At 51.8% G+C, this 26,025-nt stretch carries 21 protein-coding genes; 19 read left to right on the forward strand and 2 right to left on the reverse strand.

The window, feature by feature from the left end; genetic code table 11:
- The first annotated feature begins 77 nt into the window (after positions 1-77).
- Positions 78-467: a hypothetical protein gene (locus GGC63_RS25730; RefSeq protein WP_192704752.1), complete on the forward strand. Its 390-nt coding sequence runs from the start codon at positions 78-80 to the stop codon at positions 465-467.
- A gap of 176 nt (positions 468-643) precedes the next feature.
- Positions 644-1,012 carry a hypothetical protein gene (locus GGC63_RS25735; protein WP_192704753.1) on the forward strand — a complete coding sequence of 123 codons (369 nt, stop codon included), beginning with the start codon at positions 644-646 and terminating at the stop codon, positions 1,010-1,012.
- 348 nt (positions 1,013-1,360) lie between these two features.
- On the opposite strand, the gene GGC63_RS25740 is transcribed toward GGC63_RS25735, so the two are convergent.
- Positions 1,361-3,001, reverse strand: a complete 1,641-nt coding sequence (locus GGC63_RS25740; RefSeq protein ID WP_192704754.1) for an AraC family transcriptional regulator — start codon at positions 2,999-3,001, stop codon at positions 1,361-1,363.
- A gap of 143 nt (positions 3,002-3,144) precedes the next feature.
- Between GGC63_RS25740 and GGC63_RS25745 the strand changes: the two genes are divergently transcribed.
- The 14 genes from GGC63_RS25745 (at position 3,145) to GGC63_RS25810 (ending at position 21,184) form a co-directional block, all read left to right on the forward strand.
- A complete protein-coding gene (locus tag GGC63_RS25745; RefSeq protein ID WP_192704755.1) occupies positions 3,145-4,146 on the forward strand; it encodes an ABC transporter substrate-binding protein in 1,002 nt (333 codons plus the stop codon).
- Between the two features lie 77 nt (positions 4,147-4,223).
- Positions 4,224-5,228: a FecCD family ABC transporter permease gene (locus GGC63_RS25750; RefSeq protein ID WP_192704756.1), complete on the forward strand. Its 1,005-nt coding sequence runs from the start codon at positions 4,224-4,226 to the stop codon at positions 5,226-5,228.
- Positions 5,225-6,280, forward strand: a complete 1,056-nt coding sequence (locus GGC63_RS25755; RefSeq protein ID WP_192704757.1) for a FecCD family ABC transporter permease — start codon at positions 5,225-5,227, stop codon at positions 6,278-6,280. Before GGC63_RS25750 ends, GGC63_RS25755 begins: the two co-directional genes overlap by 4 nt.
- Positions 6,281-6,300: 20 nt before the next feature.
- Entirely contained in the window at positions 6,301-7,143 is an 843-nt protein-coding gene (locus GGC63_RS25760) for an ABC transporter ATP-binding protein (protein ID WP_192704758.1), read from the forward strand.
- A gap of 213 nt (positions 7,144-7,356) precedes the next feature.
- Entirely contained in the window at positions 7,357-8,610 is a 1,254-nt protein-coding gene (locus GGC63_RS25765; protein WP_225948501.1) for an MFS transporter, read from the forward strand.
- Between the two features lie 13 nt (positions 8,611-8,623).
- Positions 8,624-9,961, forward strand: coding sequence for an LLM class flavin-dependent oxidoreductase (locus GGC63_RS25770; RefSeq protein WP_192704760.1), 1,338 nt, complete (start codon positions 8,624-8,626; stop codon positions 9,959-9,961).
- A 512-nt stretch (positions 9,962-10,473) separates the two neighbouring features.
- Positions 10,474-10,938, forward strand: coding sequence for a response regulator transcription factor (locus tag GGC63_RS25775; protein ID WP_192704761.1), 465 nt, complete (start codon positions 10,474-10,476; stop codon positions 10,936-10,938).
- A 188-nt stretch (positions 10,939-11,126) separates the two neighbouring features.
- Positions 11,127-12,116, forward strand: a complete 990-nt coding sequence (sbnA, locus tag GGC63_RS25780; RefSeq protein WP_192704762.1) for a 2,3-diaminopropionate biosynthesis protein SbnA — start codon at positions 11,127-11,129, stop codon at positions 12,114-12,116.
- A 25-nt stretch (positions 12,117-12,141) separates the two neighbouring features.
- The gene (sbnB, locus tag GGC63_RS25785) at positions 12,142-13,218 is read left to right on the forward strand and encodes a 2,3-diaminopropionate biosynthesis protein SbnB (RefSeq protein ID WP_192704763.1); all 1,077 of its coding nucleotides are present in this window, start codon (positions 12,142-12,144) and stop codon (positions 13,216-13,218) included.
- A 29-nt stretch (positions 13,219-13,247) separates the two neighbouring features.
- Positions 13,248-15,173, forward strand: coding sequence for an IucA/IucC family protein (locus tag GGC63_RS25790; protein ID WP_192704764.1), 1,926 nt, complete (start codon positions 13,248-13,250; stop codon positions 15,171-15,173).
- Positions 15,170-17,023, forward strand: a complete 1,854-nt coding sequence (locus GGC63_RS25795; protein WP_192704765.1) for an IucA/IucC family protein — start codon at positions 15,170-15,172, stop codon at positions 17,021-17,023. The genes GGC63_RS25790 and GGC63_RS25795 overlap by 4 nt, the downstream gene beginning before the upstream one ends.
- Positions 17,024-17,028: 5 nt before the next feature.
- Entirely contained in the window at positions 17,029-17,805 is a 777-nt protein-coding gene (locus GGC63_RS25800; protein WP_192704766.1) for an HpcH/HpaI aldolase family protein, read from the forward strand.
- A gap of 110 nt (positions 17,806-17,915) precedes the next feature.
- Positions 17,916-19,130: a type III PLP-dependent enzyme gene (locus tag GGC63_RS25805; protein ID WP_192704767.1), complete on the forward strand. Its 1,215-nt coding sequence runs from the start codon at positions 17,916-17,918 to the stop codon at positions 19,128-19,130.
- 17 nt (positions 19,131-19,147) lie between these two features.
- Positions 19,148-21,184 carry an IucA/IucC family protein gene (locus tag GGC63_RS25810; RefSeq protein ID WP_192704768.1) on the forward strand — a complete coding sequence of 679 codons (2,037 nt, stop codon included), beginning with the start codon at positions 19,148-19,150 and terminating at the stop codon, positions 21,182-21,184.
- Positions 21,185-21,378: 194 nt separating this feature from the next.
- Here GGC63_RS25810 and GGC63_RS25815 read toward each other — a convergent pair whose 3' ends face one another.
- A complete protein-coding gene (locus GGC63_RS25815) occupies positions 21,379-23,661 on the reverse strand; it encodes an ATP-binding cassette domain-containing protein (protein WP_192704769.1) in 2,283 nt (760 codons plus the stop codon).
- 200 nt (positions 23,662-23,861) lie between these two features.
- On the opposite strand from GGC63_RS25815, the gene GGC63_RS25820 reads away from it, so the two are divergent.
- The 3 genes from GGC63_RS25820 (at position 23,862) to GGC63_RS25830 (ending at position 26,020) form a co-directional block, all read left to right on the forward strand.
- A complete protein-coding gene (locus GGC63_RS25820; protein ID WP_192704770.1) occupies positions 23,862-24,419 on the forward strand; it encodes a dihydrofolate reductase family protein in 558 nt (185 codons plus the stop codon).
- A 214-nt stretch (positions 24,420-24,633) separates the two neighbouring features.
- A complete protein-coding gene (locus tag GGC63_RS25825) occupies positions 24,634-24,975 on the forward strand; it encodes a hypothetical protein (RefSeq protein WP_079913229.1) in 342 nt (113 codons plus the stop codon).
- A 37-nt stretch (positions 24,976-25,012) separates the two neighbouring features.
- Positions 25,013-26,020, forward strand: a complete 1,008-nt coding sequence (locus tag GGC63_RS25830) for an FAD:protein FMN transferase (protein WP_192704771.1) — start codon at positions 25,013-25,015, stop codon at positions 26,018-26,020.
- Positions 26,021-26,025: the final 5 nt, after the last annotated feature.

The following is a 26,025-nucleotide window of genomic DNA, read 5'->3' on the forward strand; positions in this document are numbered from 1 at the left end:
AAGTAACTCCGAGCAGTTATGTAACCGTAAGGAAATCGTTAAGATAAAATGGAAGTTTCATGGAGAGGGGATTTTCCGTGATTAAGCATAGTGATATGGAACTTATACAACGAAGGATTGAAGTTGGAGACGCATCCTTGGTTGATAACGAAATCGTCAAAAAGTTTCTTACGTGGCTTCCGAGTTACAATTGCGAATCAGCTGCAGAGGGATATTTCTCCATTCTTTCGTCAATTGCGAAATACAACCCCCAAATCATTGAGCCGCTGTTAAAGAAAGCAATCGAACCAATATATTTTTTGGGTTATGATAGTTCAAAGGATATTATTGGTTGGGCATCCCATTTCGCCAATAGCTCGAATGTTGCTTATAAACCGTCTAAATCAGGAAGAGTTTGGTTGACTCATGAATTACCTAATTACGAGGAATTCATTGAACGCTGCCTGAAAGAATATATGTCTGAATGAAATTAAGATTTCATAAGCAGGTTCTGATTATATGCAGATTTGGGGATAGTGTATTACAAGGAACTACAGGAAAGAATGATAAAAACAAAGTAAAAAATACTGTGTTTTTTGTTGCGCGATAAGTTTATAAAATGGACATTTCAACGGATGCTAGATAATTAGAACGGAGGGTAAAAATGGAGGATGAAAGTCCATTATACATCACGGGAGCAGCGATTAAAAGTCTTACAAGTAAATTAGATTTACCTACTCTTGAGCCGTTTAGGCAAGATTGGGAACTCGAAATAACTGATTCGTCGAGAGTACTGGAATTTATCATTTTTTATGAAAAGCAAGACCTTAATGAAAATGAACGGTTCGCACTTATGGCATTGATTATCGCTTCATATGATGACTATTTATCTGGCGGGAATGTACCAGATCTTGTATGGACAAAAATTAGATACTTTCTGTTAAAACACTTCACTATTCATAAAAATAAAATCATTTATTGGGCACTTGAAGAAGAAAATGATATAGAGAATTGTTTTGCTATAACTCCATAAATGAGGGAGGTTCTAGAGCAAGTAAACGCAGACCACAACAATAATAAGTAATTAAGATCAGTACTGGCTGAAGCGGCTCCATTAGGAGAAGCCAATTGCCACCTTGTTCATTGATGGGAATCATGAGTATCATGATGTGCTTGATGATGTTCCTATTGAACTCTGGGATGGTGATATATCCACACAAGAAACATCGTAGAGAAGGAATATCATGGTAGCAAGGCGAATCGGTTCCATGCGGTTAGCACAAGCTGCATTTTCAATATCTAAGGTAAAAACAAGATTTTGAGCTGCACCTGATACTTTCCCTACGATCTCTTCTACGGGCTTAATCTAACAATATAGATGTTAATTCTTAGACAAGCTGCTCACCAGCTCCTCAGCGATGCATCTTCTTCCCTGGGGGGTCCAACTCATGACAAGCCAATTCGGAATGAGATGGATTTTCCGATTATGACCGGGCGGATTCAAATCGAATGGTTTCGCTTGTGGCTGCTGCGTTTCGGATTCCCTGCTCATGAGGGGGGGAGTATCCAGCTTGATGACGAATAGGTGATCCGCTTCCAGTCTGGTCACCTCTCCCGAAAGCCTCTCATCCCGCATTTTATTCCTCGGTACCCCGGACCCGGGCAGCAGCCCGAGTTCCTGATAAATCAATTCGTTCAATGGATGGAGGATCGTCCCTTGAACACGGATCCGCTGCGGCAAAAGTTGAACAACAGCAACGCTGCTGTTATTCCCGGGGGATGCCATCAGAAGCCCCTTCGCTTCATTTATACTCACATCCAGTCGAGCCATGCTTTGCTCGGCTTCTTTCTCGCGTCCGACCAGCTCGGCAAGCTGGCGGTATGTCGCCCGCCAATCCAGCCCATGTTCGATAAACGCCGTTGGAGCAATCCGCTTGAACTCTTCATAGCACGACCGCTGGGCGAAATCCGCAATAATCAAATCCGGTTTGGCCAGACGCAGCTGCTCCAACTGAGATAATAACTGGCAGCTGTATTCATGGTCGTTCATCCACGGATATCTGTAGCAATCTACAGCAGCTACCGCCTCCATGCCCATGGAGGAGAGGTTCTCATGAAAGCCGCATCGGGATGCGGTCGCCACCCTCAAACGCTCTCTTTTAATAAAGTGAGAGGGGGACAAGCCCACTGTTTCTTTGAAGATGCGGCTGAAATAGTACTCACTTCCGTAACCGACGGCAACGGCTACTTCTTTGATAGAGACGGATGGCGAGAGGAGCTGCTTGGCCTTCTCAATCCGAAGGCTGTTTAAATAATCGGTAGGCGATTGTCCTGTGGTGCGTTTAAAGCTGCGGCAAAAAGCGTTAGGCGTCAGCTTCGCCAGGCCTGCCAGCGTATTGCGGCTGATCTTTTCCTGAAAATGCTCGTGCATATAGGCAATGCATACATCCAAACCAGGATCGGGGGGCCGGTTCGCATGCTGAAGCGGGGCTGAACGGAGAACCAGCTCAACAAGAGATTGAAGCAGCAGGTTTGAATCGACAGGAGACGACCGTACCAAGGCTGCGTCATCGGAGCTGACCAAATCCATCTGGTATTCCCTGCCAAGGGCATACATCTGCTCGATTTTGCGCTCCACCTCTTGGGGATTCTGGAGTGGCTGAGGGCCAGGAGGGAGTAGGGACGATCGGGAAGTGCCGCCGCTTAATGGGGCTAACTCCCATTGTCCCCGCCGCCTCTCTGCCTGCAATGCTTCGAACAGCACCACATAATACACGGTTTCTTGGCTTGTAACGGACACCTCCAAATGACTGCCTGCAGGCAGGAACCACAGCTGCTGCGGCTGTACAGAATAAACCGTCCCGTCGATAGCTGCGGTCCCGCTCCCTTTGGCGATCCAGCAAAGCATAGGCACGGGGAGAGGACTTCGACGCAAGCGAACCGCATGGGCTCGCTCGTATTTTCGCACGGAGGAAAGCAGATACATTGTATAGGGTCTCTTATGGTGAATGGATAAGGCCAAAACACGTCAGCTCCTATCTAAAAGAGGTAGATTTGTGCAATAAAACGGATACTTCAGGACATGGACGATTCTTCCAGTACGTATTACACTATACCAATAATGATAACAAGAATCATTATCAACAAACAAGGGGAGAGAACTTCATGATTCAGAAATATCCGCAACGCGCAATTTTTACGATGCTGTTTCTGTCGCTGATACTGATCGTTTCCGCATGCGGCTCAACAACAGCGAACACACCTGCTGCGGACAGTGCCGCCAAAACGGTAGGGCAAGCAGGCGGTCAGCAGCCTGATGCCGGTGCACCCTACACCGTAAAGCATGCGATGGGGGAAACCACGGTAAAAGGAACGCCAAAGAGAGTGGTCGTACTGGTTAATGATGCGGTGGAAGCATCGCTGGCGCTAGGCTTTAAGCCCGTCGGTATGGTCAAAGCCTGGGGTGTGCAGCCGTACTACGATCATTTAAAGAGCCAGCTCGAGGGCGTGCAGATCATAGGGGATGAGAATCAGCCCAACCTGGAAGCTATAGCTGCCTTGAAGCCGGATCTGATTATCGGCAACAAGCTTCGTCAGGAAAAAATATACGACCAGCTAACAAGTATCGCGCCGACCATCTTCTCCGAGCGGACGAATTCGGATGCGCTGATCAATTTCAAAATATATGCGGAAGCATTGAACAGGAAGGCTGAAGGCGATAAGCAGCTTGCTGATTTTGATAATAAGATCAAGGATCTGTGTGCGAAGCTGGGTGATAAAATCAACACCAAAATTTCGCTTGTCCGGTTCTATATTGGCGATAAAGTGCGCATTTATTATAACGATACGTTTGCAGGCGGTATATTGAAGCAAGTGGGTCTGAAGCGTCCAGAAATTCAAGATAAGCCTACATTCGCCGACATTATCGGCAAAGAGCGCATACCGGATTTGGAAGGGGACATCTTATTCTACTTTACACTGGAAGACGAGAAGGGAGAAACAACCAAAACCGAAAAAGCATGGCAGGAAGAAACATTATGGAAGAACCTGGATGTCGTTAAAAAAGGTAAAGCGTTTAAAGTGAACGATGGGATTTGGAATTCCTCCGGCGGCATCATTTCAGCAAACTTACTGTTGGATGATCTGGCGAAATATATATTGAATTAATGCAGCTTACCCGCATCCGGTAACGGATTCCTATGCGGGTTTCTAGCTTTTCATTTTATATAGAAGGGTTACGTAGGATGATACTTCAAAATACAGGATCCAAAATGATAGGAATCGTTGTGAGTTTACTACTTCTCGTCGTGCTATTTGCGGCAAGCATTGTATACGGGTATGCGGATACGACTTGGTCCATGGTTTGGCGAGCGTTCCAGCAGGCTGATGGATCAAACGCTCAGGTCATTATTCGGGATATTCGTGTGCCTCGCGCTATCGTTGCTTTATTGGTCGGTGCGGCATTAGCGGTGTCTGGGGCGATGATGCAGGCGCTGACCCGCAATCCGATGGCTTCTCCCGGTATACTGGGCGTGAATGCGGGCGCTGGTTTTTTTGTCGTTACGGGCGTGACATTCTTGTCGTTATCCAGCCAAGGGGAGCTGATCTGGTTCGCCCTAACGGGAGCGGCTGTCGCGGCTGTATCGGTGTATACGGTCAGTTCGGTGGGGCGCGAAGGCATCACGCCACTCAAGCTCACATTGGCCGGAGCGACCATGGCCGCCCTGTTCTCTTCGTTTACGTCAGCAATGCTAATCTCGGATGAGAAGACGCTGGACAGCGTCTTTTTCTGGCTGGCCGGCTCCGTAGAGGGGAGGAAGATGGAGCAGATCCTCACGATGCTTCCGTTTTGCCTAATCGGGCTGTTAAGTGCATTCCTGCTAAGCAAAGCCATGAATGTGATAGCAGTAGGGGAAGAGGTAGCTACCGGTCTTGGTCAAAATACGTTTCGTGTGAAGCTGGTTTCCTTGCTGGTCATCGTACTCCTGGCAGGAGGAGCGGTTTCATTGGCGGGACCGATCGGCTTTGTCGGACTCGTCATCCCGCATTTGGTTCGAGGGCTGGTTGGTAACGACTACCGCTTCGTTCTCCCGTATTGTGCCATTCTTGGTTCGGTGCTCCTGCTTGCGGCGGATATCGGTGCGCGATTCATTGCTTTTCCCAAGGAAGTACCTGTCGGCGTCATGACAGCTATTGTTGGAGCTCCCTTCTTTATTCATCTGGCCCGAAAGGAGCTGTTAACTAAATGAGCAGCCGGTATGCTACGATTCGATGGCCGCGGCCAAAGCTATCCTTTATTTTTGAGAAAAAAAGCGCCTGGATGTCACTACTCCTGCTCCTTATGCTAGCATTGCTTGCTGTCTTTAGCGTAGGCATAGGCACGCTCTATATCTCACCGCTGCGGACGATCCAAGTCATGCTCGGGATGGGCACGGGCACGATGGAAGCGAACATCATTCTGAACTTTCGGCTGCCGAGGATATTGCTGGCTGGAATGGCAGGGATGGCGTTAGCCCTGGCTGGCACCATTCTGCAAGCGGTCGTCCGCAACCCGCTGGCCTCTCCCGACGTGATTGGCGTCACCAGCGGGGCGGCGATGATGGCGGTACTCTATTTGGCAGTTTTTCAGGTCAAGACGAGTATTGTCTGGATGCCGCTATTTGCTTTTGCCGGTGCGGCTGTGGTATCGGCGATTATTTATTTTGGAGCCTGGAAAAAGGGCGTATCACCGCTGCGCATGATTCTGGTCGGATTGGGCGTAAGCGCGCTGCTTGAAGCGCTTAAGACACTTTTTCTCGTATTCAGTCCGATATTTGTCACGAGTCAGGCAAAAATTTGGATCACAGGAACAGTGTATGGCGCCACCTGGACCTCCGTGAAGTTCTTCGCTCCCTGGCTCTTGCTGTTCATTCCGCTGTTGTTTGTTCTGGCAGGCCGGATGAACATCCAAGTTCTCGGCAATGAGCTGCCGGTTGTGCTGGGAGGCCGAATTCAGCTGCAGCGATTCGCGCTCCTCGTGACGGCCGCGGCCCTGTCGGGCTCTGCCGTTGCTTTTGTCGGTGGAATCGGCTTTGTTGGGCTGATGGCGCCGCATCTGTCCCGCAAGCTGGTAGGTGGCTCCCACGGCCTTCTCTTGATTTGCTCGGCTATCGTCGGAGCCATACTGCTGATTGCCGCCGATCTTATCGGTCGCACGGTGTTTGCGCCTCGCGACGTACCTGCTGGGGTGTTCACGGCCGTGATCGGGGCGCCCTTGCTTTTGTACCTGCTGATCAAGACAAAGAAAAAACAGACGGAATAGAAAGGGGATATGCATCCATTATGAATAAGCTAGCCGCTCAATCGTTATCGCTTTCTTATGGCGCTGCGCTCATTATCGATCAGCTTGATTTGCAAATTCCGCAAGGAAAAATCAGCATCTTGATCGGAAGCAACGGGTGCGGGAAATCGACGCTGCTCCGTTCCTTCGCCCGCCTGCTGAAGCCTGAGCAGGGCGCGATCCTTCTCAATGGCCGGGGCATTTCCCAGATGTCTACCAAGGAGGTAGCCAGGCAAATGGCGGTTTTACCGCAGGGACCTGTGCTGCCCGAGGCATTAACTGTGCTGCAGTTAGTTCGGCTTGGCCGTTATCCGCACCAGAAGCTGTTCCAGCAATGGTCGGAGGAGGATGAGCACCAAGTGGACAAAGCACTTCGGATGACGCATCTGGAGTCGCTGCAGGACCGGGCGGTTGACTCCCTCTCGGGAGGACAGCGGCAGCGGGCCTGGATCGCTATGACGCTGGCGCAAAATACGGAGGTGCTGCTGTTGGACGAACCGACCACCTATCTGGATATGGCGCATCAAGTGGAAATCTTGGATCTGCTGTACGATCTTAATCAGGAAGAGCAGCGAACGATCGTCATGGTGCTCCACGACTTGAACCTCGCCTGCCGGTACGCGCATCATATCATTGCCGTACATAACAAAGGAATCCATTCACAAGGGCTGCCGGAGGAGATTATGACGAAGCAGATGATTAAGGACGTATTCGGCATGGATTGCGAGATCGGCACGGATCCTCTCTTTGGTACGCCTGTATGTGTTCCGCATGGCAAAGGCCGAAAGATCATTGGACGGCATGACTTTAAGGCAAAACAGGAATTGCGTAAGGCACGAGGATGAAGGGGACATGAAAAGGATGTCTGTCCCCGGGCACGTTGCCTGCAGAGGGACGCGTACTCCGATTGGATTACCCAAAACTATACGATTAGAGCATACTCGTCCCACATTAACCATGATAAGATAATTCACGGGGAGGGATAAAAATGATAATCATTATCAATGTAGAGGGGGCGGGGTGACGAAGGACAGCTGCCTTAAGCAGTTTCCAGTGATATGACCAATTCGTTTCGTTGCAATTTTGGATTGCTATGGGGCAGCCATTTTTTGTCTGTTTTAAGCTCGATGGTGATTGCTCCTTTAATGCCGTTCTATATGGAGCAATTAGGCGCAGGTGACCAGGCCGCGGTTCTGCTATGGAGCGGCTTGGGCTTGACGGCTCCTGCAGTATCGGCCGCATTGACGGCCCCGTTATGGGGCAGGCTTGGCGACGTCACCAGCCGCAAATGGATGGTGATTCGGGCACTGGGATCCTCCGCCTGCGTACTGGCAGCGATGGGCTTAGCCAACACACCGTTTCAGCTGTTTCTTCTCCGTTTTCTTCAAGGGGCCTTGGGAGGGGTTGTCGATGCCGTAGGAGCTTTCGCAGCCTCCCAAGCAGGCAAAGAGGAACAGGGGAAGGCACGCGGTAAGTTGGAGGGAGCTCTTGCTGCTGGCTCAATGCTAGGACCGTTGCTCGGGGGGGTCCTGATGGGCGCCATCGGGTTCCGTTATATCCTTCACTCCTTAGCCATCCTGCTAGCACTATGGACGATACTATGCGCGTTTCTGTTGAAGGAGAGGCAGTCGGAGAAAAGAACAGCTGCCGTGACACAAACCGGCATAACAGCCCCGTTGCGAGGGCTGCTCCATAAACGTGAGCTGCGTCTGTTTCTCTTGGCAGGAATCACAGCTAACTTCGGCATCTTCGGGCTGCTCCCCGTTCTGCCGCTGCATCTGAAGCCTTATATCGGCACATCAGCTCAGACGGCCGTATGGGTAGGTATTTTACAAGCCGTACTTTGGGCTGCCGTATGGCTCACCTCTTCCTGGTGGGGGCGTCGAAACGATGTAAGCCCGGTTCATCGCAATTATGCCCTCGCCGCCGCATTATGCGGAGTCGCGATTGTCCTTCAAGCGTTAGCACCGGGAATGGAATGGCTAGTGTCCAGCCGGGTTGTGCAAGGAGCGGCCTCCAGCGCGCTTGTACAATCGGTTTTTCTCGTAGTCACAAGATCTGCGCCGGAGGGGGAGCTGGGAACGAGATTAGGTTTTACGCGCAGTATTTTATTTACAGGACAAATCGCAGGTCCTATGACTAGCGGTCTACTGGGAACCATGTTGACCACCTCCGGTTTGTTCGTTTTGCACGGAGCTGCTATCGCCGCAGGTGGCCTGCTGGTCGGGCTGTTCGCTTCCCCGAAGCTTGCACGGCGCGGAGTAGAAGATATTCCGGGCTGCGGTCACCGCCCTCTGCCCAACGAAAAGTAAAGGAGCCAAACGAATGAGCGAACCCTTCAAAACGATGCACTTGAACCTATTTGTACTGAATACAGGCCATCATGAAGCTTCCTGGCGGCATCCTGACACTAGGCCTGAAGCTGTAGCGGACATTCATTATTATACCCAGCTCGCCCGGATGGCGGAGCAAGCGAAGATGGACTCCTTATTCATCGCTGACGCTCTTGTCCTGACACCCGCCATTGAACACAAAATCGGGGGAGGACTGGAGCCGCTTACCATGTTATCTGCACTTGCAATGAACACAGAGCGGATCGGTCTAATCGGCACCGTCTCCACAACTTATACGGAGCCGTACAATGCCGCACGCATGTTTGCTTCGCTGGATCATATCAGTGGAGGCAGAGCGGGCTGGAACAGCGTTACATCGGTAGGCGACGTGACGGCCGTTAATTTCGGAAGGGAGCGTCATCCTGAGCACAGCGAGCGTTATGAGCAAGCAAGGGAATTTCTTGACGTGGTTAAAGGCTTATGGAACGGCTGGGAAAAGGACGCGTTACTAGCAGACAAGGAGCGCGGCTTATTCACCGATTATCGTAAAATTCACCCGCTAAACCATAAAGGAAGATATTATTCCGTACAAGGTCCTTTGAACGTCACTAGATCGCCTCAGGTGTTTCCAGTCCTGGTACAAGCGGGGTCCTCCGATGCGGGCAAGGAATTAGCTGCAGAGACTGCAGAGCTGGTATTTACGGCTCAGGACACCATAGAGCATGCCAGGGCTTTCTATGCGGATTTGAAAGGGAGAATGGCGAAATTCGGCAGAGATGCGGATGAATTGAAAATATTGCCTGGCTTCAGCCCCATTATCGGGGCGACGGAATCGGAAGCTCGAGAGAAAGAGGCGATGCTCACAAGTCTCATTAAACCCGATTTTGGGCTTATCCGCTTGTCGAACTCTCTTGAAATCGATTTGCACCGCTATCCGCTTGACGGGCCCGTACCTTTGCACGACTTACCCGCTCTCAACGAAGTTAAGGGACAGAAAGCGCGATTCGAGATGCTCGTGGAAATGGTTAAAGCGGAGAACTTGACAATCCGGGAGTTAATTCACCGCACTGCCGCTGCTAGGGGGCATTTTACGACGGTGGGAACTCCGAAACAAGTCGCCGATGTGATGGAAGAGTGGGTCAGAAGCGGGGCGGCCGACGGGTTCAATGTGATGCCCCCGTATTTCCCTGGCGGTTTGGAAGACTTTGTTACCGGTGTCGTGCCGGAGCTCCAGAGACGGGGATTGTTTCGTACCGAATACAGCGGCCGTACGCTTAGGGAGCATTTTGGCTTGAAGCATCCGGACGTACAACGGATTAATGCAACCTAGTCTTAAGCTGGAGGAGACGGCAGAAGGCTGCTTGTATTGGCTGCGGGCGGCATGTGACGATTTTACCACATCAAAATGTTTAAGTTCTTTACAGCGCTAAAGCGCGTATGAAGAGCATTCAGATTGGCGAATAAACCTACCATGCTTACGAAATGAGTTTTGCTTTAGCAAAACTTTAAGGTCGCTCATCTTTGAAAGACCTCGATAGAGGTTTATCTCAGTACCCCCTTGCCCAACATCAAAGACGCCGAGAGGCGTTTTTGTTGGTAAATAACCAACCTTACCTATCTTCACGCTAGACGCCGAAACTGTATGCTTGCATTGCTTCATTGAAACACCAGGCTAGAGATGATCCCAAGTAAAACAAAAGTGAAGCAAACGGTCTCGGGAATGGCGCAGCCATATCCTTTTATTCTTAAAAATCAAAATCAATGAAATCCGGGAGATACCTTTAGGAATTAATACCCGCTGTGAACGGGCGATGATGACCGGACTTCCATGGGAGAGATGAAATGATGGCTGTTAGAAACTTGAAGCTTACGGTGGATTCTCACATTCAAAATGCGGGCGAACAGGAAAAACTAGCTCGTTTACATAGCTTGATCGTCAGAGCCGTATCGGCCATGAACATTGGCGAGCAAGTAAAAATTACGCTGGAGTATGCCGCACCGGCTGGAGGGTTCAAGGAAGAGCCGTTAAGTTCGAACGCCTACGCACCGGTTTCGAGAAACCAGGTTTCGGTTCGTCCGTACATGCACGGTTCGAAGCTGAGCGAGCGGCAGCACCAGATTGCCGTCATGTTGTGCAATCACTATTCCATTAAAAAAATTGCAAATGAGTGCTGCGTTTCAGAGAATACCGTCAAAAAACATATGCAAAACATCAAAAAAACATTGGAGATCGAATGCTCCGGCGCAGACTTTATTTATACTCTCAAGCAAATGCTTTTCCCCGAGACAGTAATACGAAACGGATGATCGTTCCGTTCATGCTATTTTCTATCCCATAAATCACAAAATTACTCCAATCGAATCATTAGGATTATCTGTTCGGAGAATTTACGCTCATTTCTCCGGTATGCTACGATAAAGCCACAAAGAATGATAATGATTATCATAATCATTATCATTCTTTTGTAAGTAGCGGTTCAGGAGGAGGAATAACGATGTCATCTATACTGCATGCGGACGCAAAGACGGCTTCAGTAAAAGGCTCCGTTGCCGAATGTGTAGGGCGGACTCCGCTCGTACATTTAAGCAGGCTGTTTCCGGAAAAGCACGTGCAGGTTATTGCCAAGCTGGAATATATGAACCCGGGAGGCAGCATGAAGGATAGGCCAGCCAGGTACATTATCGAGCAGGGACTGAGGACCGGTGCGATTGATTCCAGGACACATATTATCGAGAGTACCTCAGGCAATCTAGGCGTGGCTCTCGCTATGATGGCGCGCATCTACGGATTGTCCGTGACCTGCGTGGTTGATCCTAAAATCGCAAGCACGAACCTGAACATTTTACGCCAGATGGGCGCACAGATTGAAATGGTCGAGGAACGCGACGATCAAGGCGGGTATTTGATGACCCGAATTCGAAGGGTAAACGAACTTCTGAGGCAGGTACCGCACGCATTCTGGATTAATCAATATGCAAACGAGAATAACTGGAAAGCTCACTACGAAGGCACGGGAACAGAAATTACAGATGCTCTTGACCGCGCAGATCTATTGATTGCCGGTGTCAGCACCTCAGGCAGTATTATGGGGACCAGCCGAAAAATGCGCGAAAAATTTCCTCATCTGAAGGTTATTGCCGTCGATGCAGTCGGTTCGATCCTGTTTGGAGGGGCTCCAGGCAAACGGGAGCTTCCGGGAATCGGCGCAAGCCGTGTCCCCGAAATATTGAACCGCGCTGAAATCGACGGCGTGATTCACGTAAATGACAGGGAATCCGCAGAGGGCTGCCGTGAGCTTCTTTTCAAGGAAGGCATATTCGCCGGCGGTTCATCGGGCTCCGTCATGGCGGCCATTCGCAAGCTGCTTCCTTCATTGGAAGCTCTGCCCGATCGTCCGCTGCGGCTTGTTACGCTCCTGCCTGATCGCGGGGACCGCTATTTGGATTTAGTGTACGATGACGAGTGGGTTGCCCAATTACCATAATATAGAGAAAAGGAGAATACATTTTATGATCTACCAAGCTGGAGTACAGCATCCTCTTGCTGCCGAGACACTCTTAACCGCACCGGGCTCAAATGGGCCGGAGCTGCTCTATCTGAACCGGGAGACGATCGCCGTGCTGGGCGGCGGTTCATCCCGCATGTATGTGGAGGCATTGGAGGAGGCGCTGGCGCTTCACGCCAAAGGAGACTTCGTACAGCCGTTGAAGCCGTATTTACGCTCGTCTGGGAAAGAAGGGCATATCGCCGACCGGATTATTGCAATGCCCGCGCATATTGGCGGGGAGATGCCCTTATCGGGTATCAAATGGATCGGGAGCAAGCACGACAACCCACAGGTGCGGGGATTGGAGCGGGCGAGCGGTATTCTAGTGCTCAATGACGCTGCAAGCCATTATCCCGTAGCAGTTATGGAGGCTGGGCTCATCAGCAGCATGCGGACGGCAGCGGTTACCGTCGTGGCGGCAAAACGGCTGGCAAAGCAAGGATTCCATTCTGTCGCATGCGTCGGATGCGGGCTGATTGCCAAGGCACAGCTGACCTCGATGCTGGAGCACTACCCTCTTATTGAAGAGGTTCATCTGTTCGACCAGTCGGAGACGGCTGCAGAACGGCTGGCAGAGGTGCTCCGTGTGCTCTCCCCACAAGTCAGAACAGTAGTCTCTGGCAGCGCGGAGCAAGCGGTACGCCAAGGGGAAGTTGTCATTACCTGCACAGTAACGGATACGCCGTATATTCCGTTCGAGTGGCTTCGCGAAGGGGCTTTTGTCAGCAATATATCGATCATGGATGTGCATAAAGAAGCCTATCTACAAGCCGACAAAGTAGTTGTTGATGATTGGGAACAGTCCAATCGGGAGAAGAAGGTGCTGAACCAGCTCGTTCTGGAGGGAAAATTCTCAAGGGAGCAGCTGCATGCTGAGCTGGGAGAGATCGTGATCGGTACTAAGCCGGGGCGTGAAACTGATGACGAAATCATTATTTTAAATCCGATGGGCATGGCGATTGAAGATATTGCTTGCGCCCGCCGCATTTATTTGCAGGCACTACAGGAGGGTTCGGGACAGCGGCTGCCTTTATATTAATAGATCGGTTCACGAAAGGAGTATAGGGGATGCTGCACCAACAACATGTCCCGTTAAAAGCTGCTTCAGACCGATGCAGAGAGCTGGCGGAGCGCTCGGCACTCCGGGGACTGCTAAACAGCTTTTTGCGGGAGACAGGCATACAGGACCCGCGAATCGGAGAAGCATGGCCGGCATTTGTAGAAAGCTCAACAGCCACAGCTGTTAAGGCAGACATACTGCGGCAGCGCTCCGCTGATCACGGGGAAGTCTTCGTTCTGGCACTGGACCGGTCTGAAGAGTGGATTGCGGGGACCGTAACTTATTTTTCAATGATCGGCCAGCATGTGTACGGGGAAGCATTGTACACATCGACTACCGTCTTGCAAAACGATTCTTGCCAGACCGCGGATACTGAACAAGTCGTCGAAGCACTGCTGCTTGAGTTGAGCTATAGGGAGCCAAAGGCATCACGCAAGCAGCGAGTTGCAGAGCTCCGTGCGCAGATTTACAACAGTATCCGCAGGACAGTTCTTTATCTGGAGCGAGCGATGGATAATGCGGGGCGGGAAGTGACTTGCTTTGATTACATCCGCTCCGAGCAAGCGCTATTGTACGGTCATCCGTTTCATCCGACACCTAAAAGCTCAGAGGGCTTCAGCGACGAAGACTTGACCGCCTACGCGCCTGAGCTGGGGTCAGCCTTTCCGCTGCATTACTTTGCTGTGGCCTCGGAGCTTCTCAGTGAGGAGTGGATCGGTGAAAGCCGTCCACCATCCCCGGCGGCAGCGGAGGCAGCACGCCGAAGACTAGGGGAGCGGGCAATCAATTATCGTCCGCTGCCGGTACATCCATGGCAGGCGGAATACATATCGCAGCTAAGCACCGTACGCCGGCTGATCGACAATGGCAGGCTGGTTCCGCTTGGTGCTGTCGGTGAAAAGGTTTATCCGACATCTTCGGTAAGGACCGTATGGGACCCGCAGGCCGGCATCTTTTATAAGCTGCCCATTCACGTTCGGATTACGAACTTTATCCGCGAGAATACGTCAGAGCAGCTTCGGCGTACGATGGATGCGGCGGCTGTGCTGAAACGAGCGCAGCTGGAAGGCTATTATACAGCAGGAGGACAAGATGATGGGGATGGGGCGATCAGAGAAAAGTCCGGTGTAGAGGGACTGCGAATTTTGCAAGAAACCGGCTACCAGACGGTTTTGCTGCCGAACGAAGAAGCAGACGATGCGGATCGGGAGGCGGTGAGTTCGGCACTTGCTGTCGTCTACCGTCATGCCGTAGCGCTGGATGTGGAAGAGCAGAGCCGCTGCTTCGTCGTTGCATCGCTGTTTGAGGTGCCTCCCGGCCGCAAGGAGCCCTTGCTGTTCGAGGCCGTCCGGCAGTCCGGAGGCGGCAAGCTTCCTGATTGGCACGCATGGCTGTCAGCTTACTTGAGACTGTCGCTGCTGACGCTTCTCCGCTTGTTTGCCGATAAGGGAATCAGTATGGAAGCTCATGTGCAAAATTCGCTGCTGACGCTTGCAGACGGCATGCCGGTCCGCTATTACGTCCGCGATCTCGAAGGCATTAGCGTAAGCAGGGAGCAGGCTATAGCTCACGGATGGACGCCGGACACCGTACCGGAGACCAGTCCGGTATTGTATACACAAGCCGAGGCGTGGCTAAGGCTGCAGTATTATTTGATCGTTAACCATTTGGGGGCGCTGATTCATACTGTGGCACGATTCGATCAAAAAAGCGAAGCGGTCTATTGGCAGACGGTCCGGCAGGTTCTGCTCGATGATCGTGCTAATTTGGGGCGATTCGCCGGATTAGTCGTGTGCATCGATGATCTGCTGAACAAACGGAGTCTGCCTGCCAAAGCGAATTTGATCAGCCGGTTTCAAGGACGTGGAGAAACACCCGATTTTGTAGAGATTCCGAATCCGATTTACTATTGCGGAGGTGAGTTCAAGTCATGAACGGGCCGAATATATTGCAAAATGAAAACTTCACGCCCACAGCCCCAAAGGACGTCGATTGGGCAAAGGCACTAAGCTCACCGCAATATGCACAGGTAGAGCGAAGAATCCTTCGTCAGCTGGCGGAAGCACTGCTATATGAAAACATTGCCCCCTACAGCCGATCCTCTTCCGAAGGAGCGGTGGACACGTTCCTTATCCAGGCTGTTGATACGAAGGGGCAAGCTGTCGCTTACATGATCCGTGGTCGCACTACAGCAAGCTTCGACCGGATTCGTTTGAACCGCATAGAGCCAATCGTACGCAGGGACGCGGACGGCGTGAGGAGCGAGGCCCGGCTGGAGCAATTCGTTATTGAAGTCCTCGGACCGCACGTTCCTGAGGAGCGATTGGGCGGGTTTCTTGAAGAATTGGTGCAGACGCTGCTGAAGGATACGCAATCCCAGTATGTGAATCGGCATCGGGAGCTATCCGGCGAAGAGCGGATGTACGATGCGCTGGAAGGGAATATCATGGATGGTCACCCGTACCATCCGTGCTACAAATCCAGAATCGGCTTTAACGGGCCTGATAATGCGACGTATGGGCCGGAGTTTCAACCCTTGCTGAAGCCGCTCTGGCTGGCATTGCCTGCCGAGGACAGTGTTCACGCGATTTCAGCCTCACTGCAGTCCTATGAAGCCTTCATGGAGGCAGAGCTGGGTATGGAAACGATCGCTGATTTTACCGCCAGGCTCGAAGCCGCCGGGATCAATCCGCAACAGGTTCGTTACCTCCCCGTTCATCCCTGGCAATGGAGGGAAACGGCGCTGCGCGTATTATACCGCCACCTAGCCGATAGGCAGGTAGTTGTGCTTGGAGAAGGGCAGGATGGCTACCGGCCCCAGCAGTCCATCCGCACGCTGGCCAACGCGACTTCGCGGCATAAACCGTATGTAAAGCTGCCGATGAATCTGGTGAATACGTCCACAGGGCGGATGCTGGCCAAGCATACGATTTTGAATGCGCCGTTGATTTCCGATTGGCTAAGCGGGCTGGTGCGTCAGGATACGGAAGCGCAGCAGATGGATTTTGTACTGCTCCGTGAGGTGGCAGGTGTGGCTTATGACCATGAAACGCTGCCGGAGCTATTGAGACCCCGCGCCTATGGGGCACTTGGGGCAATATGGCGGGAAAGCCTGCATCTGTATCTTAGAGACGGAGAGGAAGCCGTACCGTTCAATGCTTTGTGTCATCTGGAGCGTTCGGGGAAACCTTTCATCGATACGTGGGTGCAGAACGAGGGGGTAGAGGCATGGACTTGGCAGCTGCTGGAGGCAGCCGTTCTTCCCTTAATTCATTTGCTATTCGCTCATGGTGTGGCTTTAGAATCCCATGCTCAGAATATGATTCTGCTGCATAGAGAGGGAAGGCCCACACGTGTAGCCTTCAAGGATTTCCATGACGGAATCCGGTTTTCCCGGCGACATCTGGCTCATCCTGAAGCTTGCCCTCCATTGCACTCATTATCCGATCATCATAGGCGGATTAATCCGAATTCTTTTATTGAAACGGATCAGGCGGAAGGGGTCCGGGATTTTGTCCATGATGCCTTCTTCTTCATTAATATGACAGAGCTGTGCTTCCTGCTGGAGGACCATTACGGGCTCTCGGAAAAAGCCTTCTGGCAGATGACGGCGCAGCTCATTCATGACTACTGCCGCAAGCACCCGCAGCACGAAGCGCGGTTTCAAGCTTTCGATTTATTTGCCGACACCATCGAAGTAGAGCAGCTGACGGCAAGACGGTTATTCGGGGACACGGAGCTTCGTCTGCAGAAGGCGTCTAATCCGCTCCGGCCTTACCGGTGAGCGCTATGCTAAGAGAAAATCGTTTAAAGCGGAAGCTTGGGCTGGGGGAAGCGGTATTCGGCTTGATCGGTTCGATCCCCTCGCCTGTTGTCGTGGAGATGATCGGCTGCGCGGGCTTTGATTTTATCATTATCGATACGGAGCATGTGCTGGTTAACCCGGAGACTCTAGAGCATATGATACGGGCCGCCGAGACGTCGGGTCTTACACCATTGGTGCGCGTTAGCGAGCCCAATCCGAAGGAAATACTGCGCGTCCTCGATGCCGGCGCCCTCGGGATCGTCGTTCCCCATGTGGAGACCCGGGAGCAGATGGAGCTAATTGTTCGTGCCTGCAAATACGGTCCTATCGGCAGCCGAAGCTTGAACAGCGGCCGGGCCGGGACGTTCGGTAAATATGACTTGACGCAATATATTGAGAGGGCTAACGAGGAGGTAATGGTCGTTCCCATGATCGAGAGTAGAGCCGGGGTGGAGCAGGCCGAAATGATTTTGTCGGTTCCGGGCATCGACATGGTGCTGGAGGGTGCTGCGGATTTATCGCAATCTTACGGGATTCCGTGGCAAACCCGTTCATCTCAGGTGAAGGAGGGATTGAGGCAGCTGTATGCCGCCTCCATTAAGGCAGGCGTGCCTTATTGCGCCATTCCGCGCGCCGCAGAGGATTATGCTAAATGGCAAGAGCTTGGCGTGAAATCGTTCGTGCTGGGTGATGAACGAGGTGTTTCGTTTCGTGCGCTGAGGTCGCATCTGCAGGCATTTCACCCTGAGTACAGGGCATAAGCGGGCTGGCTCCGGTCAGCCAGGGTCAGCCCGAAAGGCTGACTGTGGTGCAAAGCCTGAGAGCGGTCAGGAACTGTGAGTATAATGAGGAAAGGTGAGGGTGAGATTTAATGAATCAGTTGGTTGGGGAAGATCATAAGGTTATATCCCGCATAGCACAGTGGAAGCAGGAGCGATCGGAACCGGTGTGCGCCTTCTTCTATGATCTGAAGGCGCTTCGCGAGCATGTGAGCGCGTGCATCAGCACACTGCCGGAAGGCTGCCGCTTGTTCTATGCCATGAAAGCGAATCCGGCCAAGGAGCTGTTGGAAGCCTTAGCTCCGATCGTGCATGGCTTCGAGACGGCGTCGATCGGCGAAATACGTAAGGTTCGCAGCGTTTCCGGCGATATTCCGGTTATTTTTGGCGGTCCCGGGAAAAAGGATTCCGAAATTATAGAGGCGCTAGCTCTAGGCGTGACCTTAATTCATGCTGAAAGCACGCATGAACTGCGACGCATCTCGCATATTGCGGGGCAGATGGGCGTCAAGGCGTCCGTGCTGCTTCGCATCAATCTGAGAGCGTCTTTCCCTGAGGCCACTCTGGTCATGGCCGGCAGACCGACCCAGTTCGGAATTGACGAGGAGCAGGCGGACAGCGCCATTGAGCTAGCGGCTGCACTGCCCCATGTACAGCTGGAGGGCTTCCACCTGCATTCGATTTCAAATAACCTGGACGCCCGTCTACATGCCAAGCTCGTATCTGTGTACTTGGAGCGCGTTCAGCAATGGCAGGCCCGTTACGGTCTGCAGCTCCGCTATCTTAATGCAGGCGGAGGGTTTGGCATCTCGTATACGGATTTGGAACGTAAATTCGATTGGCCTGAGTTTACGTCAGAACTGCGCAACGTACTTGAAGCGACGCGGCTTCCCGGCGTCGAGCTGTTATTTGAGCCGGGTCGTTATTTGGCAGCTGCCTGCGGTTATTACGCCGCCGAGGTCATCGATCTCAAATGCAACCATGGCAAGCATTACGCCATACTTCGGGGCGGCTCGCACCATTTTCGGCTTCCGGGTGCCTGGCAGCACAGCCATCCGTTCGACATAGTCCCATTAGAGAGATGGGATTATCCATTTGAGCGGCCAGAGGTCCGCGATGTGGACATCACAGCAGCCGGAGAGCTTTGCACACCGAAAGATGTGCTGGCGAAGGATGTTCGTGTATCCCGTCTTCGCGTCGGAGACGTACTTTTGTTTCGTTATACCGGAGCGTACGGCTGGACGATTTCGGCCCACGATTTCTTAAGCCATGCCCATCCCGAGCATATCTTTATCGATCCGAGCTGACTAGGAGGTGATTTAGGATGAAAGATGCCACCACAGAACTGCTCACAAGCAATGGCAGGATCAGACTCGATCAGACTTCGCGGAATGGGAGCGGCATAAACTCTCTGCAGCAAGCAGAGGAAAAGATTCTGTCCGATCTCATCAACGCACTTCTGGCAGAAGGATTATGGGATGTTGGCGAACGCGGCGAAATCATCGAAGCGGGAGAACTTCTGTCTACGGATAGCTTCGCAGGGAGTGTTCTCGGGACTCTGCTTACGGCAGAGGATCACGAGCTGTCTGAGCGGAGGTCATCTTCTGATTGCATAAAGCTGTTTCGCTGGCGTCGTCTTCCTTCGGATGCATCGTATCTGCTATTTCCGGTCCGGCCGGCGATCGTTCAGGCCTATCGTTATGTGACCGGGGGAGGCGTGTATGAGGTGTCCCCGGCAGCACAGGCTGTTCCTGTCCGTATTGGTGCTATGGAAGTATGGAGCCGTATAACAGGTGCATTATACCCGGTGAACGCTGGTCAAACGGAGGGGGAGACGGAAAACGGCGTGACCCGATTGACAAAACTGCTGCAGCTGACGCTGGAGCAAACCGGCTGGACCTGCGAGGAGCAGTCCGGTACCTCACAGGTATCCGCCGGAACGAATCCGCCGCAATTGGAGGATTTGGCAGGTCTTGAGCGGCTGGCAGCCTTCCGGGATCGCCCGTTTCATCCGGTCGCGAAGGCCAAGGGGGGCTGGAGTCGGCAAGATTACCAGCGCTACAGTGCAGAATTCGGGCAGCCGATCACGCTGCGATGGGTTGCGGTGCAGCGACGGCATTTGCTGCAAAGTGGAGGCGTTCGAGTGTCAGAGACGGACGCTCCTCCAAGCCCTGCGGAGCTGCTGCTGAGCGTGGAGGAGCAGAGACTGTTGAAGAAAGCTATGCAGCGACTTCAGCTGCCGGAGGATGATTATATCGCGCTGCCCGTTCACCCTTGGCAGCTGGACGTAATCCTGCCTGTATTGCTCGCGAACGAGCAGGCAGCAGGTGACTTCGTGCCGTTGGATGTGGTGACCGGCACTTATTATGCGAGCTCGTCCGCTCGTTCCTTAGCTCCGGCCAGCGGAGGTACGGCGCATGTGAAGCTGCCCCTTGGAATTGTATCGCTTGGTGCTGTCCGCTATTTGCCTGCGGTACACATGATGAATGGGGAGCGCGGACAGCGCCTGCTGGAGCAGGCGAAAGAACGTGATCCCGTACTTCGGGATCAGTTAAGCCTGTGCGACGAAACATGCTGGTGGGCTTACCTGCCGGAATCTGCCGATTATTTTGACGATCCGCCGAGACATTTGTCCGCTTTGGTTCGAAAATATCCATCCAGCTTGATGGAGTCGGATGGAACGGCACTCGTGCCGATGTCGGCATTGGCAGCCTATGCGCTGAACGGCTCGCATGTTTTGGATGCATGGATGCGGGTGAAGGGGGAGGAGCCGAGCCCAGCAGGAGCCGAGGTATTGTTCGGCGAGGTATGCCTGCACTTTCTCCATCTTTGCTTGCGGCTGTTCCGGCTAGGTGTCATGCCCGAAATTCACGGGCAGAATGCGGTGCTTGTTCTAAAGGACGGGCATGCAGCAGGTCTGCTGCTCCGAGATCACGATTCTGTCCGCTTGTACCTTCCGTGGATGGAAGAAAATGGGCTGGCTGACCCCTGCTACAAGATGAAGCCGGGTTATCCTAACTCCTTGTATAACGGGACCCCTCAAAAGCTCCTGTACTATTTGCAAACCTTAGGCATTCAGGTCAATCTATATTCCATTCTTGAAGCGGTCACCGAACATTACGGCATCCGTGAGAGTCGGTTATGGCAGGTAATGAAAAGCAGCCTCCTGCAGGCTATGGAGCTAGCAGAGCTCTCTTCCGATGTCAGAGCTATTGTCGAGCAAGCGATGTTTGATCAACCGGTTTGGCCATGGAAAAACCTGCTCAAGCCGCTGCTCGAGCAGGAGGGGGTTCCTTCGGGCAGCATGCCTTCAGGCGCCGGGCGATCGGTGAACCCGTTTCATCGTTTGAGCCTCAACTGAAAAGCTCACAAGAATAAAACAAATCCCCACTGAAATATCAGCAGGGGATTTGCCTTTTTTACCATCCATATGGCTTTATATTTCTTCCCTCACATTGGCAGCAGTACGGGAAAACTATTGAAGTGCGAACACTGCTTTACCAAAAGGTCTCATTCGGCTTGAAGAATCGGCGAATTTCCATTAAAAAATACCCGCTACCGCAGCTCACCGCGTAAATAACTGCCGGTGATCGATCGCGCCGCATCACCTTGCCCTTCGATCAGCTGTCGCGGTGTCCCCTGGAACATGACGGTACCGCCTCGGGTTCCACTTTCCGGGCCCATATCGATGATCCAGTCGGCGCTCCGGATGATGTCCGGGTGATGTTCGATAACGATGACCGTATTGCCGGCGTCAACCAACCGGTTCAAGATGTCGATCATCAGTCCGACATCGGATATGTGGAGGCCTGTCGTCGGCTCGTCCATGACGTAAATGCTGCCCGCCTTATGCAGTTCGCAGGCGAGCTTAAGCCGCTGGCGCTCGCCGCCCGACAGGGTACTCAGCGGCTGTCCGAGCGTCACGTAGCCTAGCCCGACGTCCGAGACCGCCTGTAGGCGGCGACGGATGGCCGGCTGTTTGTCGAATATAGCCAACGCCTCTTCCGTTGTTAGCTCCAGTACATCTGATATGGATCGGTCTTGATACCGGTAGCGCAGCACTTCCTCCTTGAACCTACGGCCACCGCACGTTTCACAGACGGTACGTATCCCCTCCATGAAGGCGAGATCCGTATAAAGGACGCCGAGCCCCTGGCACGTCTGGCATGCGCCTGATGAATTAAAGCTGAACAGGGAGGCACTCACGGTATTCACCCGTGCAAACAGCTTGCGCAGCTCATCCATTATGCCCGTATACGTCGCCGGGTTCGAGCGGACTGAAGCCCCGACGGCCGACTGATCTGTCGCAATCGCCTCCGGGTAGCGCGCCAGAAACTCGCCATTGATCAGTGAGCTTTTGCCGGAGCCAGCTACGCCGGTCACGACCGTCAGCACGCCTGCCGGGATGTCAACCGATACCCGCTTTAAGTTATGAAGCGTCGCATCGACGATCGGGTAGATACCGGTCGGTTTGCGGACATCCTTGCGCAGCGGTACCTCGTGCCGCATGTGACGGCCCGTCTGCGTATCTGCACGCAGCAGTCCTTCTACGTCTCCTTCATAGACAATCCGCCCGCCATTCACACCGGCACGGGGGCCAACATCAACGATATGATCGGCTGATGTGATGACGTCGCGGTCGTGCTCGACGACGAGCACCGTGTTTCCCTTGTCGCACAGTCGGCGGAGCAGCCGATTCAACCGAATGACATCCCTCGGGTGCAGCCCGGCGCTTGGTTCGTCGAAAATGTATAGTATGTCGGTCAGGCTGCTGCCGAGGTGGCGCACCATCTTAACACGCTGCGATTCGCCTCCGGACAACGACGCCGTTTCCCGGTCGAGGCTAAGGTAATCGAGTCCGATGTCGATCAGCTGCTGCAGCCGCTCGGTCAGCGCAGACGTTACCGTCACCGCTGCCGGCTCCTGAATGCCATGAACGACTCGTAAGAGCTCTCGGATCTCCATGGCGGCCATCTCTGCGATGTTCAAACTGCCGATACGACAACCTAGCGCTTCTTGATTAAGCCGCGTCCCACGACAGAGCGGGCAGGGGTTGCAGGACATATACGGCTGGGCGCGACTTAACGTCGCTTCGGCTATTTCCTCCGAATCTCGCTTGATGTAAAGCCGTTCAAATTTCGTAATGACACCCTCGTAGCTGGCTTCCATCGGGCCAGACGTTGTATCGAACGTTATTTTCGCTTCCTTACCGCGAATACCGTATAGCAGCAAGTTCCATTCCTCTTCCGAGTAATCTCCCAGCTTCTTGTCGTTGTCGAACAACCCCGACATGACGTACAGCTTCCAATACCACGTGCCGACGCGGAATGTCGGAAAGGTAATGCCGCCTTCGTTCAACGATTTCTCCCGGTCCAACAGCTTGCCAGGATCCGCCGTGACGATCTTGCCGACACCATGGCATTCAGGACACATCCCGGATGGATCATTAAAGGAGAAAGCGTTGGAGTAACCGATGAACGGTTGCCCGACACGTGAAAACAAAAGCCGCAAGAGTGTGTAGGTATCTGTAATTGTACCGACAGTCGACCGCGAGTTGCCGCCAAGCCGCTTTTGGTCGACGACGATGGCGGGGGAAAGGTTTTCGATCGCTTCCGCCTCGGGCTTGCTGAATTTCGGGAGCCGGTTACGGATGAACGCGCTGAACGTTTCGTTCAGCTCCCGCTGCGCCTCGGCACCGATCGTGTCAAAAACAAGTGACGACTTGCCGGACCCGGATACCCCTGTGAAGACCGTCAGCTTCCGCTTCGGGACAAAAAGCGTGACATCCTTCAAGTTGTTTTCACGTGCGCCTTTTATGAAGATGCAGTTTTGATCCATGCTTTCAACACCCTTCCAGTAGTTTATACACGAATCAGTATACTGGGGTATTCATGCCATCTTCTGTCATATTCAAGCAGGGGACGAAACTAGCAGGCAGCATAGTTGAAAAGTTACTCGATCCTGTCGCTAATATGACATAAGGTGACGTATATAAGGTTTATAATGAGGGGTATATTAACGAAAAGGAGTAAAATATCATGAAACGAAGAATAATTTTAGATTTAGCAGTTACTTTAGATGGTTTTATTGAAGGGAAGAATGGGGAAGTTGATTGGTGTATTATGGACTCTGAGCTGGGGTTTACTAATTTCTTAAATCAAATAGATACTATTTTTTATGGAAGAAAAAGCTATGATTTATGGGGACAATATAGTCCAGGAACGGAACAAACTGAAGTCGAAGGAGAAATATGGGACTTAGTTCATAGTAAAGAGAAGTATGTGTTTTCCCGGACAAAAAAAGGGACAGATCATAAAGCAATATATATAAATGATAATATTCTCGAAGAAGTAAATAAATTAAAGAATAAACCTGGCAAAGACATCTGGCTATATGGCGGGGCAAGTCTTATTACAACTTTTATCAATTTAGGACTTGTTGATGTATTTAGATTATCTGTTCACCCCGTTATATTGGGAGAAGGAAAACCATTGTTTAATGAAATAAAACAGAGGTTGAATCTAAAATTAGTGGATACTAGAACGTTCTCCTCTGGCGTAGTGCAACTAATCTATCATTTGAACGGGAATGAATAATTGCAAGTGAGTTTATGGGATATCAAGCTTTTGTCAAACGGAAAGACCTTGTCATAACAGACGGGGTCTCTTTCTTTTGTGGTCATATCCTATTTCTCAGTAAACGTTAAGGAAACTTTCATGAGTATTTCAGAGAGAGGAGGCATAATGATGCTTATTAATCATGATCACAAAAATTCTCTCACCGAGATAAAACAAAGGAGGTATGGCTAACATGAAACAATCCAAATGGTTTAAATGGCAGGTTGGTATGGTGGCTTCGGTCATTGCAGCTTTTCTCTTCCATGAAGTGAAAGCAAGTTCAGCATTCGAGCAAGCGACAACAGCTGCCAAAAACAGCACCACGGACCCAAAGATCTCAGCGAATGCCGGGACAGAAGATTATATGGATCGTTGGGCTAGTCAAGCAATGTCCGGCTCTAGCGATACGCCTGGTTCTTCAAGTTTAACCAACCCGAGCACCAAGAATAACCAAAACGATTTATCCGGCAACACGGAGAGACGCTCGAGCCACAACTCGGACACTTTCTCCCGCTCAAAGACTGGAAGATCGTAATCGCCGGCCTGCATGTCATTATTGAAAAGAGGGATACATGATGACGTCCATGAACGTTACCCAACTTAATACGCCTGGTCAATATGAATGTAGTTTCAGCGCCATGAATACGTGGATCGAGGTTAAGTTCCAAGCTGTGGAGAATGAGGTAGAGAATTTGATCCATCTCGCAAAAAACTGGTTTGAGACAGTTGAACAGTGCTTCAGTCGATTTCGGGCGAATAGCGAGTTGTGTTATCTGAATCGGTCGGCCGGCAAAACGTGCTTGGTATCGGACCCCATGCTAGAAGTTTTGCAGCTCACAGAGCTGTACCGCACTAAGACAGATCACATATTCGAACCCTTCATATTGCAGGCGTTGATAGAAGCGGGCTATTGCGAATCGTTCGAGCTGCTCGACATAGATAGAGTGGATTCAAGTCCGTTCCGCGACCGCCATACGGCCCAAGCTTATCCATTAATCGCTCTGGATGTTAAGATGAAATCCGTACTCCTGCCAGCAGGCTTACATCTGGATCTGGGCGGAATCGTCAAAAGCTGGTCGGTTAAACGCTTCGCTTCTTATCTTCGGAATAAGCGTTTCGTAGAAAAAGGCCTCATAAACGCGGGAGGAGATCTCCTTGCATGGAACTCTAGTGAAGAAAGAACGCACCAGTGGTCTATCAGGATCGAAGATCCCTGGAATCCCAAGAAAGAGCTTGGCGTAATTAACCGCAACAATTTGGCAGTCGCGACCTCCAGTACTTTAGGCAGACAATGGACCAACAGCCAAGGAGCTCAGCATCATCTCATCGATCCGCGCACAATGCGGCCGAGTACGAGCGATACGGTGCAATGTACGGTCATAGGGCAAGACCCGGTTGAATGCGAAATCTGGTCCAAAACCATTTGCATTCTAGGCAGAGAGGAAGGAACGCAGCTGCTCTTGGCACGTGCCCCCGGTTACGAGGCGCTGGTGTTTACGGAAGACTATCAGAGTCATTTTTATGGGAAAAGTGAATTGTGGAAGACAGTCGATACGGATGAAATTCATTTAACGGTTTAAATTCA

Source organism: Paenibacillus sp. OAS669 (assembly GCF_014873645.1).
In the GTDB taxonomy this organism is placed as follows: Bacteria; Bacillota; Bacilli; order Paenibacillales; family NBRC-103111; genus Paenibacillus_S; species Paenibacillus_S vulneris.

Coding starts and splice junctions, on each gene's coding strand:
- GGC63_RS25735 (WP_192704753.1), top strand. CDS start 644: ATGGAGGATGAAAGTCCATTATACATCACGGGAGCAGCGATTAAAAGT.
- GGC63_RS25745 (WP_192704755.1), top strand. CDS start 3,145: ATGATTCAGAAATATCCGCAACGCGCAATTTTTACGATGCTGTTTCTG.
- GGC63_RS25750 (WP_192704756.1), top strand. CDS start 4,224: ATGATACTTCAAAATACAGGATCCAAAATGATAGGAATCGTTGTGAGT.
- GGC63_RS25755 (WP_192704757.1), top strand. CDS start 5,225: ATGAGCAGCCGGTATGCTACGATTCGATGGCCGCGGCCAAAGCTATCC.
- GGC63_RS25760 (WP_192704758.1), top strand. CDS start 6,301: ATGAATAAGCTAGCCGCTCAATCGTTATCGCTTTCTTATGGCGCTGCG.
- GGC63_RS25765 (WP_225948501.1), top strand. CDS start 7,357: ATGACCAATTCGTTTCGTTGCAATTTTGGATTGCTATGGGGCAGCCAT.
- GGC63_RS25770 (WP_192704760.1), top strand. CDS start 8,624: ATGAGCGAACCCTTCAAAACGATGCACTTGAACCTATTTGTACTGAAT.
- GGC63_RS25775 (WP_192704761.1), top strand. CDS start 10,474: ATGATGGCTGTTAGAAACTTGAAGCTTACGGTGGATTCTCACATTCAA.
- sbnA (WP_192704762.1), top strand. CDS start 11,127: ATGTCATCTATACTGCATGCGGACGCAAAGACGGCTTCAGTAAAAGGC.
- sbnB (WP_192704763.1), top strand. CDS start 12,142: ATGATCTACCAAGCTGGAGTACAGCATCCTCTTGCTGCCGAGACACTC.
- GGC63_RS25790 (WP_192704764.1), top strand. CDS start 13,248: ATGCTGCACCAACAACATGTCCCGTTAAAAGCTGCTTCAGACCGATGC.
- GGC63_RS25795 (WP_192704765.1), top strand. CDS start 15,170: ATGAACGGGCCGAATATATTGCAAAATGAAAACTTCACGCCCACAGCC.
- GGC63_RS25800 (WP_192704766.1), top strand. CDS start 17,029: ATGCTAAGAGAAAATCGTTTAAAGCGGAAGCTTGGGCTGGGGGAAGCG.
- GGC63_RS25805 (WP_192704767.1), top strand. CDS start 17,916: ATGAATCAGTTGGTTGGGGAAGATCATAAGGTTATATCCCGCATAGCA.
- GGC63_RS25810 (WP_192704768.1), top strand. CDS start 19,148: ATGAAAGATGCCACCACAGAACTGCTCACAAGCAATGGCAGGATCAGA.
- GGC63_RS25815 (WP_192704769.1), bottom strand. CDS start 23,661: ATGGATCAAAACTGCATCTTCATAAAAGGCGCACGTGAAAACAACTTG.
- GGC63_RS25820 (WP_192704770.1), top strand. CDS start 23,862: ATGAAACGAAGAATAATTTTAGATTTAGCAGTTACTTTAGATGGTTTT.
- GGC63_RS25825 (WP_079913229.1), top strand. CDS start 24,634: ATGAAACAATCCAAATGGTTTAAATGGCAGGTTGGTATGGTGGCTTCG.
- GGC63_RS25830 (WP_192704771.1), top strand. CDS start 25,013: ATGATGACGTCCATGAACGTTACCCAACTTAATACGCCTGGTCAATAT.